The sequence below is a fragment of the Aggregatibacter sp. Marseille-P9115 genome, assembly GCF_920939465.1.
Lineage (GTDB): Bacteria > Pseudomonadota > Gammaproteobacteria > Enterobacterales > Pasteurellaceae > Aggregatibacter > Aggregatibacter segnis_B.
The window spans coordinates 639648-658819 of the sequence record NZ_OV100759.1 but is presented as its reverse complement, the minus strand read 5'-3'; the positions used below and the strand labels follow the sequence as shown (position 1 = coordinate 658819).

At 45.4% G+C, this 19172-nt stretch carries 12 protein-coding genes, 1 tRNA gene and 3 rRNA genes; 8 read left to right on the top strand and 8 right to left on the bottom strand.

Annotated features, from left to right (window positions below):
* Positions 1-15: 15 nt before the first annotated feature.
* From spoT to rrf, 8 genes are all read left to right on the top strand, one after another.
* Positions 16-2139 (top strand): bifunctional GTP diphosphokinase/guanosine-3',5'-bis pyrophosphate 3'-pyrophosphohydrolase, encoded by a 2124-nt coding sequence (spoT, locus tag LQ983_RS02950; RefSeq protein WP_230621571.1) that lies wholly within the window; start codon positions 16-18, stop codon positions 2137-2139.
* Positions 2140-4221: an ATP-dependent DNA helicase RecG gene (gene recG, locus LQ983_RS02945; protein ID WP_230621570.1), complete on the top strand. Its 2082-nt coding sequence runs from the start codon at positions 2140-2142 to the stop codon at positions 4219-4221. It abuts the gene before it with no gap.
* Positions 4214-4711: a chorismate lyase gene (locus LQ983_RS02940; RefSeq protein WP_111295952.1), complete on the top strand. Its 498-nt coding sequence runs from the start codon at positions 4214-4216 to the stop codon at positions 4709-4711. Before recG ends, LQ983_RS02940 begins: the two co-directional genes overlap by 8 nt.
* Positions 4712-4741: 30 nt before the next feature.
* Positions 4742-5578: a glutamate racemase gene (gene murI / locus LQ983_RS02935; RefSeq protein WP_230621569.1), complete on the top strand. Its 837-nt coding sequence runs from the start codon at positions 4742-4744 to the stop codon at positions 5576-5578.
* Between the two features lie 274 nt (positions 5579-5852).
* A 16S ribosomal RNA gene (locus tag LQ983_RS02930) occupies positions 5853-7392 on the top strand.
* Between the two features lie 100 nt (positions 7393-7492).
* Positions 7493-7568 (top strand) — tRNA-Glu (locus LQ983_RS02925).
* A 246-nt stretch (positions 7569-7814) separates the two neighbouring features.
* Positions 7815-10711, top strand: a 23S ribosomal RNA gene (locus LQ983_RS02920).
* A gap of 146 nt (positions 10712-10857) precedes the next feature.
* Positions 10858-10973, top strand: a 5S ribosomal RNA gene (rrf, locus tag LQ983_RS02915).
* Together the 16S, 23S and 5S rRNA genes with 1 tRNA gene alongside form the textbook arrangement of a ribosomal RNA operon.
* A gap of 203 nt (positions 10974-11176) precedes the next feature.
* On the opposite strand, the gene LQ983_RS02910 is transcribed toward rrf, so the two are convergent.
* From LQ983_RS02910 to LQ983_RS02875, 8 genes are all read right to left on the bottom strand, one after another.
* Positions 11177-11488 (bottom strand): c-type cytochrome, encoded by a 312-nt coding sequence (locus tag LQ983_RS02910; RefSeq protein ID WP_109433366.1) that lies wholly within the window; start codon positions 11486-11488, stop codon positions 11177-11179.
* 13 nt (positions 11489-11501) lie between these two features.
* Positions 11502-11993: a TlpA disulfide reductase family protein gene (locus LQ983_RS02905; RefSeq protein ID WP_230621568.1), complete on the bottom strand. Its 492-nt coding sequence runs from the start codon at positions 11991-11993 to the stop codon at positions 11502-11504.
* The gene (locus LQ983_RS02900; RefSeq protein WP_006718561.1) at positions 11983-12654 is read right to left on the bottom strand and encodes an ABC transporter ATP-binding protein; all 672 of its coding nucleotides are present in this window, start codon (positions 12652-12654) and stop codon (positions 11983-11985) included. Before LQ983_RS02900 ends, LQ983_RS02905 begins: the two co-directional genes overlap by 11 nt.
* A gap of 1 nt (position 12655) precedes the next feature.
* Positions 12656-13795: an FtsX-like permease family protein gene (locus LQ983_RS02895; protein ID WP_230621567.1), complete on the bottom strand. Its 1140-nt coding sequence runs from the start codon at positions 13793-13795 to the stop codon at positions 12656-12658.
* On the bottom strand, positions 13782-15107 hold the full coding sequence (locus tag LQ983_RS02890; RefSeq protein WP_230621566.1) for an ABC transporter permease: 1326 nt from the start codon (positions 15105-15107) through the stop codon (positions 13782-13784). Before LQ983_RS02890 ends, LQ983_RS02895 begins: the two co-directional genes overlap by 14 nt.
* 2 nt (positions 15108-15109) lie before the next feature.
* Complete coding sequence (locus LQ983_RS02885; protein ID WP_230621565.1) at positions 15110-16528, bottom strand: Fe-S-containing protein; 1419 nt, start codon at positions 16526-16528, stop codon at positions 15110-15112.
* A 129-nt stretch (positions 16529-16657) separates the two neighbouring features.
* On the bottom strand, positions 16658-17179 hold the full coding sequence (locus LQ983_RS02880) for an iron transporter (protein ID WP_006718557.1): 522 nt from the start codon (positions 17177-17179) through the stop codon (positions 16658-16660).
* Positions 17180-17221: 42 nt separating this feature from the next.
* Positions 17222-19129, bottom strand: coding sequence for an FTR1 family protein (locus tag LQ983_RS02875; protein WP_230621564.1), 1908 nt, complete (start codon positions 19127-19129; stop codon positions 17222-17224).
* Positions 19130-19172 lie beyond the last annotated feature (43 nt).

The window sequence follows — 19172 nt, the reverse complement described above, 5'->3', positions numbered from 1 at the left end:
TTGGGCGGGTGTGTTTTGTATTTATTCGAAGGTTTACATCATATTATTCAGGGGTATTTGCCGCCTGAGCAAATTGAATTAGTTAAACGTGCATTTGTGATTGCTCGCGATGCGCACGAAGGACAAGCACGCTCCAGTGGTGAGCCCTATATCACCCATCCTGTCGCCGTAGCTTCTATCATTGCTGAAATGCGCTTGGATCATGAAGCTGTTATGGCGGCTTTGTTACATGATGTCATTGAAGATACGCCTTATACCGAAGAACAGTTGAAAGATGAATTCGGCGCCAGTGTGGCGGAAATTGTTGAAGGTGTATCAAAGCTCGACAAACTCAAATTTAGAACGCGTCAAGAGGCGGAAGTGGCAAACTTCCGCAAAATGATCCTGGCAATGACCAAGGATATTCGCGTCGTTCTTATCAAACTTGCCGATCGTACCCATAATATGCGTACGCTTGGCGCATTGCGCCCTGATAAACGTCGTCGTATCGCCAAAGAAACGTTAGAAATTTACGCCCCTCTAGCGCATCGTTTGGGTATCGAACACATCAAAAATGAACTGGAAGATCTTGGCTTTGAAGCCATGCATCCACAACGTTATGCTGTTTTGCAAAAAGTTGTACAAATCGCACGCGGCAATCGCAAAGATATGATTGAGCGTATTTCTGCAGAAATTAAAGGCCGATTAGACGATGTGGGCATTCAAGCGCGCGTGTTTGGACGTGAGAAACATCTCTATGCCATTTACCAAAAAATGCGCTTAAAAGATCAGCAGTTTCATTCCATTATGGATATTTATGCGTTCCGCACTGTTGTGAATAATCTGGATACTTGTTATCGCGTTTTAGGACAAATGCACAGCCTTTATAAACCACGTCCGGGGCGGGTAAAAGATTACATTGCTGTGCCAAAAGCTAATGGGTATCAGTCTTTGCATACGTCGATGATCGGCCCGCATGGCGTGCCGGTGGAAGTGCAAATTCGTACCGAAGAAATGGATCAAATGGCTGAAATGGGCGTCGCTGCACATTGGGCTTATAAACAAGGTGGACGTAACGATAGCACAACGGCACAAATTAAAGCGCAACGCTGGTTACAAAGCTTAATCGAGCTACAACAAAGTGCGGGTAACTCGTTTGAATTCATTGAAAGTGTAAAATCCGAATTCTTCCCGAAAGAAATTTATGTTTTTACCCCGAAAGGGCGGATTGTTGAATTGCCGAAAGGCGCAACTCCGGTGGATTTTGCCTACGCGGTGCATACGGATATAGGCAAAAACTGTGTGGCCGCAAATGTAGATCGCAAGCCGTATCCGTTATCCCAAGCGCTGGAATCCGGGCAAACTATTGATATTGTCACTTCACCGAATGCGAAACCGAATGCCGCATGGCTGAACTTTGTGGTTACCGCTAAAGCCCGCTCGAGTATCCGCCATGCATTGAAAAATTTACGTCATGATGAAGCTATTGAATCCGGTAAACGTCAACTCGTACATGCCTTGAATCCAATCAAATTAGATGCTCTCAACCCTGAATATGTACGAAATGTATTGATCGATCTTAAACTAGCCAATTTGGATGATTTATTTATGGAAATCGGTCTAGGTAACCAAATGAGCAGTGTCATCGCGCACCGCTTGTTAGGGGAATCTATCGAAATTGATACGGATGGCAATCCGGACAACAATAGCAGTCCATTAGAAATCAATGCGACTGGTGGTTTATTGACCACATTTGCACAGTGTTGCCATCCTGTGCCGGGCGATCCAATCATTGCTTACGCCAGCCCGGGTAAAGGCTTGGTTATTCATCATGAAGCCTGTTCGAATTTGAAAGATCGTAAAGATAACCCAAAACATTATATGTCTGTTGATTGGGAAAAAAGTAGCGCTCAACTTGAATTTGAAGCGGAACTTCGTATTGAAATGCTCAACCAACAAGGCACATTACCCCATCTGATGTCTGCTATTTCGTCTATGGACAGCAACATTCAAAGCATTTGGACGGAAGAGCAGGAAGGGCGTTTGTATCAAATCGTCGTGCTTTTGACGGTTAAAGATAAAAAACATCTCGAACAAATTATTCGTAAAATTAAAGCTATTCCTGAATTAATTAGCATTGAACGCAACATTAATCAATAAATGAATACCCAATTATTAGATGCGATTCCGCTTACAGCCATTTCCGGTGTTGGTGCCGCGATAGCGGAAAAGTTAGGCAGATTGGGTATTTTTAATTTACAGGATTTGCTATTTCACCTTCCCCTTCGTTACGAAGATCGCACACGAATTACCCCCATAGCCGATTTACAAGCTGACCAGTACGCCACGATTGAAGGCGTAGTCCAAACCGCAGAAGTGCAATTTGGCCGTCGCCCCATGCTGATGGTTTACCTTTCCGATGGTACATCCAAGTTAGCATTACGTTTTTTTAACTTTAATGCCGGCATGAAAAATAGCCTACAGCCCGGCGCTCGAGTGAAAGCTTTTGGCGAAATACGCCGTGGGCGTTTTATGGCAGAGATCCATCACCCGGAATATCAAATTATTCATGATAATAAGCCGCTCGTTTTGGCGGAAACGCTAACGCCTATTTATCCTGCCACAGAAGGATTAAAACAAACGTCATTGCGTAAATTAATTGCGCAAGCTTTGTTGGTATTAGAGAAAACGCCTTTGGCTGAGTTGCTGCCTGCAGAGTTTAATCCGCATCCTTTTGATTTGAAATCAGCCATTCAATTTTTGCATAATCCGCCGCCGGATGTTTCTTTGGCGATATTGGAAGAAGGCAAACACCCTGCACAACAGCGCCTGATTTTTGAAGAATTATTGGCATACAATCTTGCGATGCAAAAAGTGCGGTCGGGAATTCAAGCAAATTTAGCCGAGTCTTTAATACCTCGATCCAATTTAAAACAACGTTTTTTAGCTAAGTTGCCTTTCCAACCAACGAAGGCGCAGCTGCGAGTGACGGAAGACATAGAACAAGACATTGCTCAGATTTACCCGATGATGCGCTTGGTACAGGGCGATGTGGGATCCGGTAAAACATTGGTCGCGGCACTGGCGGCGTTGACGGCAATCGATAATGGCAAACAAGTGGCATTGATGGCGCCAACGGAGATTTTGGCGGAACAGCATGCCACAAATTTCCGTCGTTGGTTTGAACCGCTTGGTATTCAAGTCGGTTGGTTGGCAGGAAAAGTCAAAGGGAAGCAGCGCACTGCCGAGCTGGAAAAAATAAAAAACGGTACGGTTCAAATGGTGGTGGGGACACACGCCCTATTCCAAGATGAAGTCGCATTTCATAATCTGAGTTTGGTGATTGTGGATGAGCAACACCGTTTTGGTGTACACCAACGTTTAATGTTGCGTGAAAAAGGCAACCAAGCAGGCGTTTATCCTCATCAGCTTATTATGACTGCCACGCCGATTCCACGCACATTGGCCATGACAGTGTATGCCGATTTAGATACCTCAATTATTGACGAACTGCCGCCGGGGCGTACGCCGATTACGACCATTGCCATTTCTGAAGAGCGTCGTGCGGAAATTATCGAGCGGGTCAATGTGGCCTGCACGCAGGAAAAGCTGCAGGCTTATTGGGTTTGTACCCTGATTGATGAATCGGAAGTGCTGGAAGCTCAGGCCGCGGAGGCAGTAGCAGAAGATCTTCATAAGATCTTACCGCACTTGCGTATTGGCTTAGTCCATGGGCGGATGAAACCAAGTGAAAAACAAGCCGTCATGGAGCAATTCAAGCTTGCCGAGCTAGATTTGTTAGTTGCCACGACGGTAATTGAAGTAGGCGTGGATGTGCCAAATGCCAGTTTAATGATCATTGAAAATGCGGAGCGTTTAGGGCTTTCCCAGCTTCATCAGCTTCGCGGACGTGTGGGTCGAGGAAGTACAGCTTCTTTTTGTGTCTTGATGTATAAACCGCCACTTGGCAAAATTTCGCAGAAACGCCTGCAAGTCATGCGGGATACGCAAGATGGCTTTGTTATTTCGGAAAAAGATTTAGAAATTCGCGGTCCGGGCGAAGTACTTGGTACGAAACAAACGGGAATTACGGAATTTAAAGTCGCAAACCTCATGCGTGATCGTAAAATGCTCCCAACCGTCCAATTTTATGCTAAACAATTGGTACTCAAATATCCACAAACAGCAGAATTGCTCATTCGCCGATGGCTGAATAATCGAGAGATTTATAGCAATGCCTGATTCGATTTTTGCGCGTTTAAGTTGGCAATATGAAAACTCGTCAGAGATTCAACATATTCCTCTTTCCATTCAGCATTGGTTATTTGAAAAAGGCTCGCTGACGGCGAGATTGAAGCAACATTGCCATCAATTTGAGGTGAAAGTGCGGTCGGAAAAATGGATAGAAAAAACATTTGAAAATGAGACCGCACTTTTGTCCGAGGGAGTTTATTGGTGTCGTGAAGTGGTATTGCATGGTGATGGAAAACCTTGGGTGGCAGCGCGTACGTTAATTTCTAAAGGGTTATTTACCCATTATCAATCACTGTCCACATTAGGCGATAAACCGATTGGTGAATGGCTGTTTTCACTATCAGCGCAAAGGGTTGGAATTCAATGGGCGAAAGATCCTGAAAGCGGATTATATGCGCGTCGTTCCTTGTTTTTAGTCCAAAAAATGCCGTTGCTCATTAGTGAGCTTTTTCTTGAGAACAGCTTGATAAGCGAATAAAATTACACAAATTCTTACATAAAATTGCTCATGAATATTCAATCAAAACCTACCATTCTTTTTTTTGATTCCGGAGTTGGGGGCTTTAGCGTATATCAGGAAGTTAAACAGCTTTTACCTGATTATCATTATTTATATTGTTTTGATAATGCGTATTTTCCTTATTCTGAAAAGCCTGAAGACGGTATTGTTGAGCGTACGCTAAAGATTTGCCAACGTATCGACAACATGTATCCTTTAGATCTTATTGTTATCGCCTGTAATACGGCAAGTACGGTGGTTTTACCGGTATTGCGTAAACATTTTTCCATTCCTATTGTTGGTACGGTACCGGCGATTAAACCTGCAGCAGAACAAACGCAAACTAAACATATTGGCTTGCTTGCTACTAAGGGAACGGTAAAACGTCAATATTTATCAGATTTAATTGATAAATACGCTTCTTTTTGTCGGGTTGAGAAAATTGGTAGTACAAAATTAGTGGAGTTGGCAGAGCTCAAGTTGCATGGTTATTCTATTGATTTAAATGAGATAAAAGCAGAATTGAGCGAATGGGAAAATATACCTGATTTAGACGCTGTCGTACTGGGCTGTACGCATTTTCCGCTGATTAAATCTGAAATTCAGCAATGTTTACCGCAAGTTAAGTATTTTATTGATTCCGGCGCGGCAATTGCGAAACGGGTGAAATCCTTACTTAAAGACGTAAAAGTGCGGTCAAAAAATCAAATAAATTCTCAAGTGTTTTGTACCAAGCCCCTTGTGAAAAAAGATGGTTTATTACAACTTATTCATTCATTGGGCTTTGAAAAGTTAAGTTTACTGGATATTGATAGCGAAATTTTGTGCGATTCTGACAAAAAATAATCAATTAAAAAATATTTTGTAAAAAATCGCAAAAAGGGGTTGCAAGGTCATGATAAATGCCTATAATACGCCCCCACAACGACGCGCCGTTGTAAAGCATTAAACCGCGCGTCGTTTTTTGTTCTTTAACAATCAATCAGACAAACTGTGTGGGCACTTGAAGATTCGTTTTTATCATTAAAGATTTTAAAATTGAACTGAATAGTGCTACGAAGATTCGTTTATTTATATAGATGATTAATTAAGTCAGCAGTATTGAGCGATTAAACTTTTTGAATTGAAGAGTTTGATCATGGCTCAGATTGAACGCTGGCGGCAGGCTTAACACATGCAAGTCGAACGGTAACAGGAGAAAGCTTGCTTTCTTGCTGACGAGTGGCGGACGGGTGAGTAATGCTTGGGAATCTGGCTTATGGAGGGGGATAACGACGGGAAACTGTCGCTAATACCGCGTAGTGTCGAGAGATGAAAGTGCGGGACCGCAAGGCCGCATGCCATAGGATGAGCCCAAGTGGGATTAGGTAGTTGGTGGGGTAAAGGCCTACCAAGCCGACGATCTCTAGCTGGTCTGAGAGGATGACCAGCCACACCGGGACTGAGACACGGCCCGGACTCCTACGGGAGGCAGCAGTGGGGAATATTGCGCAATGGGGGCAACCCTGACGCAGCCATGCCGCGTGAATGAAGAAGGCCTTCGGGTTGTAAAGTTCTTTCGGTGACGAGGAAGGCGTGATGTTTAATAGGCATCACGATTGACGTTAATCACAGAAGAAGCACCGGCTAACTCCGTGCCAGCAGCCGCGGTAATACGGAGGGTGCGAGCGTTAATCGGAATAACTGGGCGTAAAGGGCACGCAGGCGGCTATTTAAGTGAGGTGTGAAATCCCCGGGCTTAACCTGGGAATTGCATTTCAGACTGGGTAGCTAGAGTACTTTAGGGAGGGGTAGAATTCCACGTGTAGCGGTGAAATGCGTAGAGATGTGGAGGAATACCGAAGGCGAAGGCAGCCCCTTGGGAATGTACTGACGCTCATGTGCGAAAGCGTGGGGAGCAAACAGGATTAGATACCCTGGTAGTCCACGCTGTAAACGCTGTCGATTTGGGGATTGGGCCTTGAGCTTGGTGCCCGAAGCTAACGTGATAAATCGACCGCCTGGGGAGTACGGCCGCAAGGTTAAAACTCAAATGAATTGACGGGGGCCCGCACAAGCGGTGGAGCATGTGGTTTAATTCGATGCAACGCGAAGAACCTTACCTACTCTTGACATCCATGGAATCCTGTAGAGATACGGGAGTGCCTTCGGGAACCATGAGACAGGTGCTGCATGGCTGTCGTCAGCTCGTGTTGTGAAATGTTGGGTTAAGTCCCGCAACGAGCGCAACCCTTATCCTTTGTTGCCAGCGATTCGGTCGGGAACTCAAAGGAGACTGCCGGTGATAAACCGGAGGAAGGTGGGGATGACGTCAAGTCATCATGGCCCTTACGAGTAGGGCTACACACGTGCTACAATGGCGTATACAGAGGGCGACGAAGCCGCGAGGTGGAGTGAATCTCACAAAGTACGTCTAAGTCCGGATTGGAGTCTGCAACTCGACTCCATGAAGTCGGAATCGCTAGTAATCGCGAATCAGAATGTCGCGGTGAATACGTTCCCGGGCCTTGTACACACCGCCCGTCACACCATGGGAGTGGGTTGTACCAGAAGTAGATAGCTTAACCTTCGGGAGGGCGTTTACCACGGTATGATTCATGACTGGGGTGAAGTCGTAACAAGGTAACCGTAGGGGAACCTGCGGTTGGATCACCTCCTTACCAAAGATAGAATCGACTTTAAGTGTTCACACAGTTTGTTTGATGGTTGTAGACAAGGAAAGAGCAAAATATCAAAGAGAAGAGAGCATCTTTATATGCTGTCCCCATCGTCTAGAGGCCTAGGACATCGCCCTTTCACGGCGGTAACCGGGGTTCGAATCCCCGTGGGGACGCCATTTAAAGATGATTTTTCATCTTATCTGTTCTTTAAAAATCTGGAAACAAGCTGAAAACGAGACTTTCAAGAAAGTCTGAGTGAGAGTGATTGATAAAAGGCAATGACTCTTAATAAATTAACTGTTACTGCTTAGCGACATTAAGTGTTTTTCGATTCAATCTTGTGATTTTAAGTGGATTTTAGATTTAAATTAACTTTTAAGTTTATGAAATTGAATTCATTATAAGAATACTTGAGGTTGTATGGTTAAGTGACAAAGCGTACAAGGTGGATGCCTTGGCAATCAGAGGCGAAGAAGGACGTGCTAATCTGCGAAAAGCTTGGATGAGTCGATAAGAGGCGTTTAATCCAAGATGTCCGAATGGGGAAACCCAGTGGGTGAAGAACCCACTATCATTATCTGAATCCATAGGATAATGAGGCGAACCGGGAGAACTGAAACATCTAAGTACCCCGAGGAAAAGAAATCAACCGAGATTTTGTGAGTAGCGGCGAGCGAAAGCGAAGGAGCCTGTTAGTGATAGCGGAAGTATTAGAGGAATTGGCTGGGAAGCCAAATCGTAGAGGGTGATAATCCCGTACTCGAAAATACTTTTGTGGTACTGAGCTAACGATAAGTAGGGCGGGACACGTGATATCCTGTTTGAAGATGGGGGGACCATCCTCCAAGGCTAAATACTCCTGATTGACCGATAGTGAACCAGTACTGTGAAGGAAAGGCGAAAAGAACCCCGGTGAGGGGAGTGAAATAGAACCTGAAACCTTGTACGTACAAGCAGTGGGAGCCCGTGAGGGTGACTGCGTACCTTTTGTATAATGGGTCAGCGACTTATATTTTGTAGCGAGGTTAACCGAATAGGGGAGCCGAAGGGAAACCGAGTCTTAACTGGGCGAATAGTTGCAAGGTATAGACCCGAAACCCGGTGATCTAGCCATGGGCAGGTTGAAGGTTGGGTAACACTAACTGGAGGACCGAACCGACTAATGTTGAAAAATTAGCGGATGACTTGTGGCTGGGGGTGAAAGGCCAATCAAACCGGGAGATAGCTGGTTCTCCCCGAAATCTATTTAGGTAGAGCCTTGAGCGGACACCTTCGGGGGTAGAGCACTGTTTCGGCTAGGGGGCCATCCCGGCTTACCAACCCGATGCAAACTACGAATACCGAAGAGTGATACTCAGGAGACACACGGCGGGTGCTAACGTCCGTCGTGGAGAGGGAAACAACCCAGACCGCCAGCTAAGGTCCCAAAGTCTATATTAAGTGGGAAACGAAGTGGGAAGGCTTAGACAGCTAGGATGTTGGCTTAGAAGCAGCCATCATTTAAAGAAAGCGTAATAGCTCACTAGTCGAGTCGGCCTGCGCGGAAGATGTAACGGGGCTCAAATATAGCACCGAAGCTGCGGCATCAGACGTAAGTCTGTTGGGTAGGGGAGCGTTGTGTAAGCGGATGAAGGTTCATCGAGAGGTGGGCTGGACGTATCACAAGTGCGAATGCTGACATAAGTAACGATAAAACGGGTGAAAAACCCGTTCGCCGGAAGACCAAGGGTTCCTGTCCAACGTTAATCGGGGCAGGGTGAGTCGGCCCCTAAGGCGAGGCTGAAAAGCGTAGTCGATGGGAAACGGGTTAATATTCCCGTACTTGGATAAACTGCGATGTGGGGACGGAGTAGGTTAGGTTAGCGACCTGTTGGATATGGTCGTTTAAGTTCGTAGGTGGGGAGTTTAGGCAAATCCGGACTTCCTTAACACTGAGAGATGATGACGAGGCTCTACGGAGCTGAAGTAACTGATACCACACTTCCAGGAAAAGCCACTAAGCTTCAGGTTTATCTAAACCGTACTGAAAACCGACACAGGTGGTCAGGTAGAGAATACTCAGGCGCTTGAGAGAACTCGGGTGAAGGAACTAGGCAAAATAGCACCGTAACTTCGGGAGAAGGTGCGCCGGCGTAGATTGTAAGGGTTTACCCCTGAAGGTTGAACCGGTCGAAGATACCAGCTGGCTGCAACTGTTTATTAAAAACACAGCACTCTGCAAACACGAAAGTGGACGTATAGGGTGTGATGCCTGCCCGGTGCTGGAAGGTTAATTGATGGTGTAATCGAAAGAGAAGCTCCTGATCGAAGCCCCAGTAAACGGCGGCCGTAACTATAACGGTCCTAAGGTAGCGAAATTCCTTGTCGGGTAAGTTCCGACCTGCACGAATGGCATAATGATGGCCAGGCTGTCTCCACCCGAGACTCAGTGAAATTGAAATCGCCGTGAAGATGCGGTGTACCCGCGGCTAGACGGAAAGACCCCGTGAACCTTTACTATAGCTTGACACTGAACATTGAATTTTGATGTGTAGGATAGGTGGGAGACTTTGAAGTAGTCACGCCAGTGATTATGGAGTCGTCCTTGAAATACCACCCTTTAACGTTTGATGTTCTAACGAAGATGACGAAACGTGGTCTCGGACAGTGTCTGGTGGGTAGTTTGACTGGGGCGGTCTCCTCCCAAAGAGTAACGGAGGAGCACGAAGGTTTGCTAATCACGGTCGGACATCGTGAGGTTAGTGCAATGGTATAAGCAAGCTTAACTGCGAGACAGACAAGTCGAGCAGGTACGAAAGTAGGTCATAGTGATCCGGTGGTTCTGTATGGAAGGGCCATCGCTCAACGGATAAAAGGTACTCCGGGGATAACAGGCTGATACCGCCCAAGAGTTCATATCGACGGCGGTGTTTGGCACCTCGATGTCGGCTCATCACATCCTGGGGCTGAAGTAGGTCCCAAGGGTATGGCTGTTCGCCATTTAAAGTGGTACGCGAGCTGGGTTTAGAACGTCGTGAGACAGTTCGGTCCCTATCTGCCGTGGGCGTTGGAGAATTGATTGGGGCTGCTCCTAGTACGAGAGGACCGGAGTGGACGCATCACTGGTGTTCCAGTTGTCTCGCCAGAGGCATTGCTGGGTAGCTACATGCGGAAGAGATAAGTGCTGAAAGCATCTAAGCACGAAACTTGCCAAGAGATGAGTTCTCCCTGTCTTTAAGACAGTAAGGGTTGTTTAAGACTAAGACGTAGATAGGTGCGGTGTGTAAGTGTAGTGATACATTGAGCTAACGCATACTAATTGCCCGAGAGGCTTAGCCATACAACGCTCAAGTGTTTTTGGGGAGACCTGGAGCATGGAGCGAAGTAGAGTAGCAGTTAATAGAAAGACGCAAAGAGAGAGTTGAGAGAAGGCTTGTTTTTAGATTAAGAAGACGCGAATAAGATAAGATAGAAATCATAAAGAATATTGGCGGCGATAGTGCGGTGGGCCCACCTGACTCCATACCGAACTCAGAAGTGAAACGCCGTAATGCCGATGGTAGTGTGGGGTATCCCCATGTGAGAGTAGGTCACCGCCAAGCCTGATAGGAACCCCTGATGTGAGAGCATCGGGGGTTTTTGCTTTTGGGGGATAGGAAAGTCGTATTAGAAAATAATAGAAGAAAACTGACAATAAACTATAAATGGCTGAGATAAACCATAAGAAAAACCGCACTTAGATTTTTTATCTAAAGTGCGGTTTTTTTTCTAACTTATTTTAACTTTAACTTCTTAAGATAACACACTATTGTTTAAGTGTTTGGATATAGCTTGCTACATCTTGCATGTCTTGATCACTCAGCCCTTCTTTTACGTGATTGCCGCCACCATAAATTTTTCCGCTTTTGCGATCTTGAAGTGAGCTAATAATTTTTTCTTCGTTGAAGGTATTAATAATTTGGGATTGTCCCATAGCCGATTTTTCAGCTTGTTTCCCATGACAGAGCACACATGAACGGTTAAAAATTTTTTTGCCGTGTTCTAAGTTGCCTTCAGCTTGAACGGTAGAAACAGCACTGAGTGTGATAAGAGGAAGAATAGCGTAATAAATTTTCATGATTTTCCTTAATTTAGTTTTTCGTTGGGGTAAAGAGGCGTTGTAGTTCCTCTTCAGGGAGTAAACCCTCGAATTTATATATTACTTTGCCGCTTGGGTCAATCACGAAAGAGGTTGGTGTACCGACAAGTTGGTAACGTTCGGCAGTGATTTTCATTTGATCTTTAAATATCGGCAAGGTGAGTTGTCGTTTGGTGACAATCGCTTGCGTGTCGGCCTTTTCGCCGTCGATATTCATGGCGATCAGTTGCACTTGGTTCGGGTATTTTTCCGCCCATTGTTGCAAGGTTCTTAATTCCGCAATGCATGCGCCACAGGTTTCCGACCAGAAGTTGATGAGCACGGTTTTGCCCTGCCAGTCGCTTAATGAGGCTTTATTGCCTTGCAGATCGAAGGCGGCAATTTCCGGGGCAGGTTGGCCAATTTGCGCAGATTCCTCTTTGCAGGAAACGCTGAAAAAAACGACCGCACTTATACCGAGAAAACGAAGAAAATTAACCCGCATTTTTTTCCTCACGCAATAATTTGCCGTGTTGCAAGTAAATAATGCGATTGGTGAGTTTGCCTAAGTCCGGGTTATGGGTCACCATGACGATCGTGCGCCCTTGCCGGTTTAATTCCGTGAGTAAATTCAACACCAAATTTTCATTTGTTTCATCGAGGTTGCCGGTCGGTTCGTCGGCAAAAATGACCGGCGGCTGGTTCACTAAGGCGCGTGCAATACACACCCGTTGTTGTTCCCCGCCGGAAAGTTGGCTTGGGCGGTGATTCATACGATGCGCCAAGCCCACTTGATCTAATACTGCTTTGGCGGCGGCTTCATCGACCACGCTGTGATAATGTTGCGCCAGCATCACGTTTTCAAGCGCGGTTAAATAGGGGATGAGGTGAAATTGTTGGAACACCAAGCCGATTTTTTCCGCGCGGAAACGTTGTCTGCCCGTTTCGTCCAGTTGTGCGGCATCCACACCGTCTAAAATCACTTTGCCCTCGGTTGCTGTATCCAAGCCGGTGAGAATATTCATTAATGTGGTTTTACCTGAACCGGAGGCACCCATGATGGAGACGAATTCACCCTCGGCAATTTGAATATTAATGTCTTCAAGTGCGGTCACTTGGCCGAATCTTTTATATAAATGCTGTGTTTCAATGACTGGTTTAGCCATGTTATTCCCCTTTTAATACGTTGGCGGTTTGAATCTCTAAAGCGTGGCGGGTCGGTACAATAACCGCGATAAACGCCACTAATAAGGATAAAGTAATGGTAATCGGGAGCACCGGCAGACGCATATCAATATAGGCTTTGAATACGGTTAGGCCGAGCACCTGTGCTAATAGGTAGCCGATGATTAAGCCGCATACAATGGCGCAAAGGGCGATAATCAAGGTTTCTGCGCCGATTTGTTTAATGATGTCTCGGCTTTTCGCACCGAGAGCTTTTTGCAACGCAAATTCTTTCGCTCGTTCGCCCACAATGGCGATTAAGGTGGTGTTCACGCAAAGGGTGGCTAAAATCAAAATCACTACAGAAATCAAGCCCATCAAGCCTTTGATTTTATCTAAAATTTGCCCTTCGGAGGCGGAGACTTTGCGGATCGGATGAATGTCTAAATCGGGATATTGTTGTTGCAACTGTTGGGCGAATTGATCCACTTGGCCTTGATCGTTTTTGACGTTTAACAATACGTTGGTCGCCAAGTTTTCTTTTTCTAACCAGTTTTGTGCAAAATCCAGGCTCACGATCAACATATTGTCGGTGGCATCGCCCGCTTCTACGATGGCTTTAATATTGAACTGGTGTTTATCCACGGAGTTCAGGCTTAATGTGAGTTTATCGCCTATGTTTAAATTGAGCCGTTCCGCGAGAGTTTTACCGATCATGGCGTTGCGCTCGTCGAAGTTTACCCCGATAGGATTGCCTGTGATTTGCCAATAAGGCGCAAGGGTTTTTATGTCTTCAAACCACACGCCCATCATTACGATTTTCTCCAAATCACTACGTGTCACGCCATATAAATAGGGGCTTGCCGCCGTGATTAAGCCTTTCGGTGCTTGGTCAAGGATCTGTTGCACTTGATCCACTTTGATTAAATTGCCGTTGCTTGGGCCAATATAAAAATTGGCGCCGAAGGTACGCAGTTCTTGGCTCATTTTGGTGTTGATGTCGAAGTACACCGCCGCCATTGCCGTCACAATGCTTGCGCCCACAGTGAGTGCGGCAAAAATGATGAATACCCGTTGCAAGCGCAGACGCAAGGCGCGTAACACCAAGCGCCAAAACATATTGATAGGTTTATTGTCTGCCATAAAGTACCTCGATAGGATAAAGACGGGCAATTCGGTGTGCCGGGAACCAAGCGCCGATCACGGCGATCAAGACGGAAAGTACCAGTACGCAAGGGATAACGATCCAGGCGAAACTGAGCGGTGCGCCAAATAACGTGGCACCGATAAAACGTGCTAAGCCCCAACCGGCAATGCAACCTAAGATACCACCGATTAAGCCGCTGATGATGGCTTCGCAATAAAACAGCAAGACGATTTGCCATTGATAGGCGCCGAGCGCTTTCATTAAGCCGATTTCTTTGCTGCGTTCGATAATGGTTGTGGTCATTAATGAAGCAATGCCCATGGCGGCGGCAATCAGTGCGGCAAGGGTGACGACAGCGAGTAATAATTGAATTTTTTCAATGACGACGCCTTCGGAAGCCGCGACTTGCCAGATAGGGCGAACAATCGCGCCGGAAATCGCTTCTTCCAATTGATGGGAAATAGAGGAAACGTAGGCCGTGCAATACCAACGGTCATATTCCTCTGCGGCTAAACCGTCCACATTGGCGCGGGCTTTGCGGGATAAATCATTTTCCGGCACGGTGAGCGCAGAGACTTTAATCGCCTGTACCTTGCCTTCTAATCTAAGTAAATTTTGCACCGCACTTAACGGCAAAATCAGTTGTTGTTCTTCTGTGCCACCGGTTTTAACAATGCCTTTTACGATAGCGGTCATGTGTTGTTGCGGTGCGTGTTCTTCCGTCTGATAACTTAAGGTAATCACATCACCGATTTTCCATTGCTGTTGTTTGGCAAGTTGGGCACCGAGTAGGGCAGGAACTTGTTCACCGAAATCATCAGTAGCATCATCCACCCACTCGCCTTCTACTTGCCAGTAAGGGCTGATGATTTTTTGCCCGGTATGGTAATCCTCTTCATCCGGCACAGGAATATTATGATCAAAAAATGTCCCGAGGATGCCCACATCGTTTTCTGCGCCGTTAGCCACACTGGCTTTCACCTGCGTGCTCAGTAAGGGGGCGAACCCCACAATGTTGTTGCGCCAGAAAATGTCTTTCACATTCGGCAGTTCTTTTTCATCTAAAAAATCTTGCGTAGCGAGGGAACTACGGCCGCTGACATCATCTGGCAAAACGGCACTGCTAGCCGGTTCCACCAAAATGTTGGCACCGTAAGATTTCAACTCTTTTGCCATTTTGTCGCCAATATCGATCGACACGGCGAGCAAGGCGGAAATCAAACCGGCAGCGAGGAAAATGGTGACAATGGCAAGAAACTTACGCTTTAAACCGTAACGCCAAGATTGAAATAACATTCGCGCTAACATGATTATTTTTCCTCCTTGGCGGTTGTGGCTTCATCGGGTTGGTTTAAATAGGCCTCAGGATTATCACGGAACAGTTCTAAGTTCTTTTCATCAGTAAAGAAATAGGTTTTGCCTTCATGATTGTATTTGTGTTCCGTTTTAGTGTTGGTCAATTTCTTACCATTGACGGGATCTACCACTTCAATTTCAATGATAGTGCTGAAATAGCTCAAACCTTCTTCCAAGTTTTTCTTGTTGATGACCACTTCCGTATCCGTTTGTTTCCAATCATCGATTGGCACAGGATTGCAACCGCCCGGTTTGCCGATGGAAGGGGTAAACATACGCACACCGCAACCCACGCATACCACTTGGTTGCCTTCCATGACATAACCTTGGTCGCCACATAAAATGCAGGCATCGAATACGGCAGCAAGACTGAGTTTGTCTGGCAGACGATTAATAATGAAGAAACGTACCGCTTTGCCATCGTCGGCAACCCAAAGAAAACGGTGTAATTTCCCGTCTTTTACTTGTTCGATTGGGATGTGTACGTTGTTTTCCCCATCTAAGGTGACTCTTTGCGCTTCCGAAAGTTGTGGCGGCTGGGACGCAATTCTGTCCCAATAAAGTTGGGAAACAAGGATGATAGCGGTTGCGACTAAACCGTAAGCAATAATTTTGCCGGAGGTGCGTTTGGCGGCAATGGCTTTGCGTTTTTCAATCGGGTCTTGTTCTTGCTTAACTTGATGAAGGCGTGGCAAGTGTGTTTTGAAAGCAAATAGGCACACAATAAATGCCAATACCGCGACGTTAATATAATTCAAATAGATGGAAATATTGCCTGATTTTGCCGCAAAACTTAACCGCATTTTTGTGAGATCTATCACTTGAAGCTTCATTAAAATCAACAAGATATCGCCCATCAATGGGGTTATTAATAGCAGTGTGAAAAGGGAGGTTAAGAAAACAGAAAGTGCGGTCGTTTTTCCGGGCGTTTTTTGTTGTTGAAATAAAATAAATAGCCAACCGGCGACAATAATGCAGAAAATAACGCCCAAAATGATCGCGCTGAATTGAAGTAAAAAATCGGTGTTAATGACGTCTGTGCCGGTGATAGCCGCAATATTGGGATCTTTCGCCCACAAGTGTCCGGCAAGCATAGACAACATGATATGCCAAAAGGTATTGAGTTTTTGCCAATAGATAAATTGGCTGAAATAAGCAAACAATAAAATACACAATGCAATAATGGTAACAGAGAGTTTTGCACTTTGTGTTGCAGGTAAATTCAGCGAGACTAGGCTACCGATAAAAAATCCGAAAAGAGAAAGCCAAATGAGTTTTTTCGCATTGGCGTTCGGGTAATGTGCCCAACTGCAACTGAGCAAAATAGAAATAGGGAGTAGGGTTTGAATGAGGAAAACAAAAAAATAGTTCATAGCTTACTCCGAAAGGGTGAATGAATCATATCGCTTATTTTTGATCAGAGATTATGCTCTAGCATAAAAAAACACCTTGAGTGATTTCAAGGTGTTTTTATTGTTATTTTTAGTTAACACCTGAAAGGTTTATTTCAAACCGGTGAATTTGAATTCATAGTTAACATCAAACGGTTTCCACCAACGGCCAACACCGGTTTCTTCGTCAGTGTGACGGTGCATACCGGCTTTTGGTGGCGGGTCAATGTGATAGGTTAATTTATAGTTACCCACGCCCATCATTTTGATGTTTGCACCGTAGTGAGGACCGTCGCTGGCTACCATCGGCATGAAGGTGCCTTCTTGTTTTTCACCGGTGTCGCTGTTTACTAGGGTATATTGAATGGTTAAGTAAGGCATCCATTCACCTTCACCGAAACCGTTTTTGTTGCCTTTGGTGGCGTGAATATCCGCTTCTAAGTGAATATCGGATTTCGCTGCCGGCAAGCCCATGCCACGAGGTTCCATGTCAACCGGTTGCAAATACACAGCGGCAATTTCCATTTCGTTCATAGTCACTGGTTCACCGACAGGGAACTCTTTGAAGCCTAAGGCTGCCGGTGCGGTGATCATGCCTGCTAAAAGTGCGGTGGCGATTAATGTTTTTTTCATACTTAGTTTCTCCTTAACTGAATAAGTATAGCTTGTGCGACATTAAGCAGATTTTCTGCTTTGGTACTTCATATAAATGAATGCAAAAACAGCAGCCACCAACAAGACAGCCTGCGGAACCAATGTTTCTACATAAGGATAAATACCCAACCATGAGATTTCCGTGATGCCGGAAACCAAGGTTGGTTCAAATAATTTGCCTTCGATAAGTTCCAGTACGCTTTTACCGGCAAACACAAAGGCCATTAAATACATGAATGAGCCGGTGAACATAAAGAACGGTTTAAGCGGTAATTTCACCACGGTATAGCGCATGAGGAAATAGCATACGGCTAGAATTATCACGCCAAGGAAGAAACCGCCGAAAAGATAGAAATAATCCACCGCACTTTGTGCATCGCCGGCGAGGGCATAGTAGAACAACACGGTTTCTGCCCCTTCACGATACACGGCAAGGAAACTGGTCAGCCACAGACCTACAAGAGAGCCGGTGGTGAGCGCGGTAGAGAGTTTGCCTTCCAAATAGCGTTTCCAGTTTTGCGCTTCCACTTTGGAAAGCAACCAGTAACTCATCATGAACAACATCACCACGGCTATCATCATTGTGAAACCTTCCAACAATTCTCGGCTGGCGCCGGAATTAGAGAAAATAAGTTGGAAGATCACTGCAGTAATAAGGCTACTGAGTAATGCCACATAGACGGATTGACGAATGACAGGTAGTTTGTCCTGATGGTTATTTTTTACTAAATATGCCACGATGGCAGCAACAATTAATAGCGCCTCCAAGCCTTCACGCAAGATGATTAATAAGCTGTATAAGAACATACTCCATGCAGTCTGTTCTCCGCCCTGTAACATTTCTACAGCCTTGCTCAAATCTTGGCCTAATCCTTGCGCTTGTTCTTGTAACTTTTCTTTCTCTGCACCGGCTTTCATTAAGCTCACCAAACGAGTGAAATAGCCTTCTAGTTGGGTTTTGAAATTGCTGTCGCGGGAACCCACTTTGTTTTCCATGCCGGTGCTTTCAAAAATGTCAAAGTAGGTATCTTGCACGGCTAACATGGCTTTTTTGGCTTCGCCTTGCTCGTACAAGCCGATGGCTTGTTGAATGCCTGCGTTCACTTGTGCACTAACCTGCGACCAGTCTTTGTCCTGCGTGGTATCAGCGATAGTTTGATTGGCAGGCTGTTCCACTTGTGTATCACGAGTGGTTGGTAAGTCAGGCAGTTGTTCTTCAACGTCTTGTAATAATGTCGTGATTTGATAACCGAAATTGCTGATTTGATCCGGTTGTTCGCTCAGTTTGATTAAATCATAAAACTGTTGATTAAGATTGCCGGAAATGGCGGCGGAACGATTTTGGCGAATGGACATTTCCATTTCGGAGTTTTTATACCCATCGTATTGCGCTTGTTGCACAAGTTTTTTGGCTGTTGCGTAATCTTTCGCTTCATACGCCGTCATGGCTTGAGCTAATAAATCATCGATAGTTTTAAAGCTTTTTTGCCAATGAGGGGTAATAGTTTGGTTTTCATATACGCCATGTTGCGCGGAGGCGTTAAGTTGATGCCCATCTTTTAAAGAAGGAAGCACTTCTTGTAATTCGGCTTTGAGACCGTCAATTTTGGCTTTAACTTGCTCTTGTGGCAGACCGTCACCAATCATCTTGCGAATTTCACCAAAGGTGGCTTCCATTTGATAGCTTTTTTGAGCGGAAAAGTTAATACGAATAGGGCCTTCAAGATTTTCAAATACTTCAAAATACGCCATTTGGACTTCAGTGCGGGCATCGTCAACTTTATTTTCGGCATAAAGTGCGGTGGTTTTATCCAAGCGATTTTCAATGTCTTGTACCCATTGCTGATAGTTATCTTCTGCGTGGGTAAATGCTGAAAACAGAAGCATAAAACTAAAAAGAACAGATTGAGACCAACGGGAAAAACACATGCGCATCTCCTTGATTTATTGCATTTGCCTATAGATATAATTG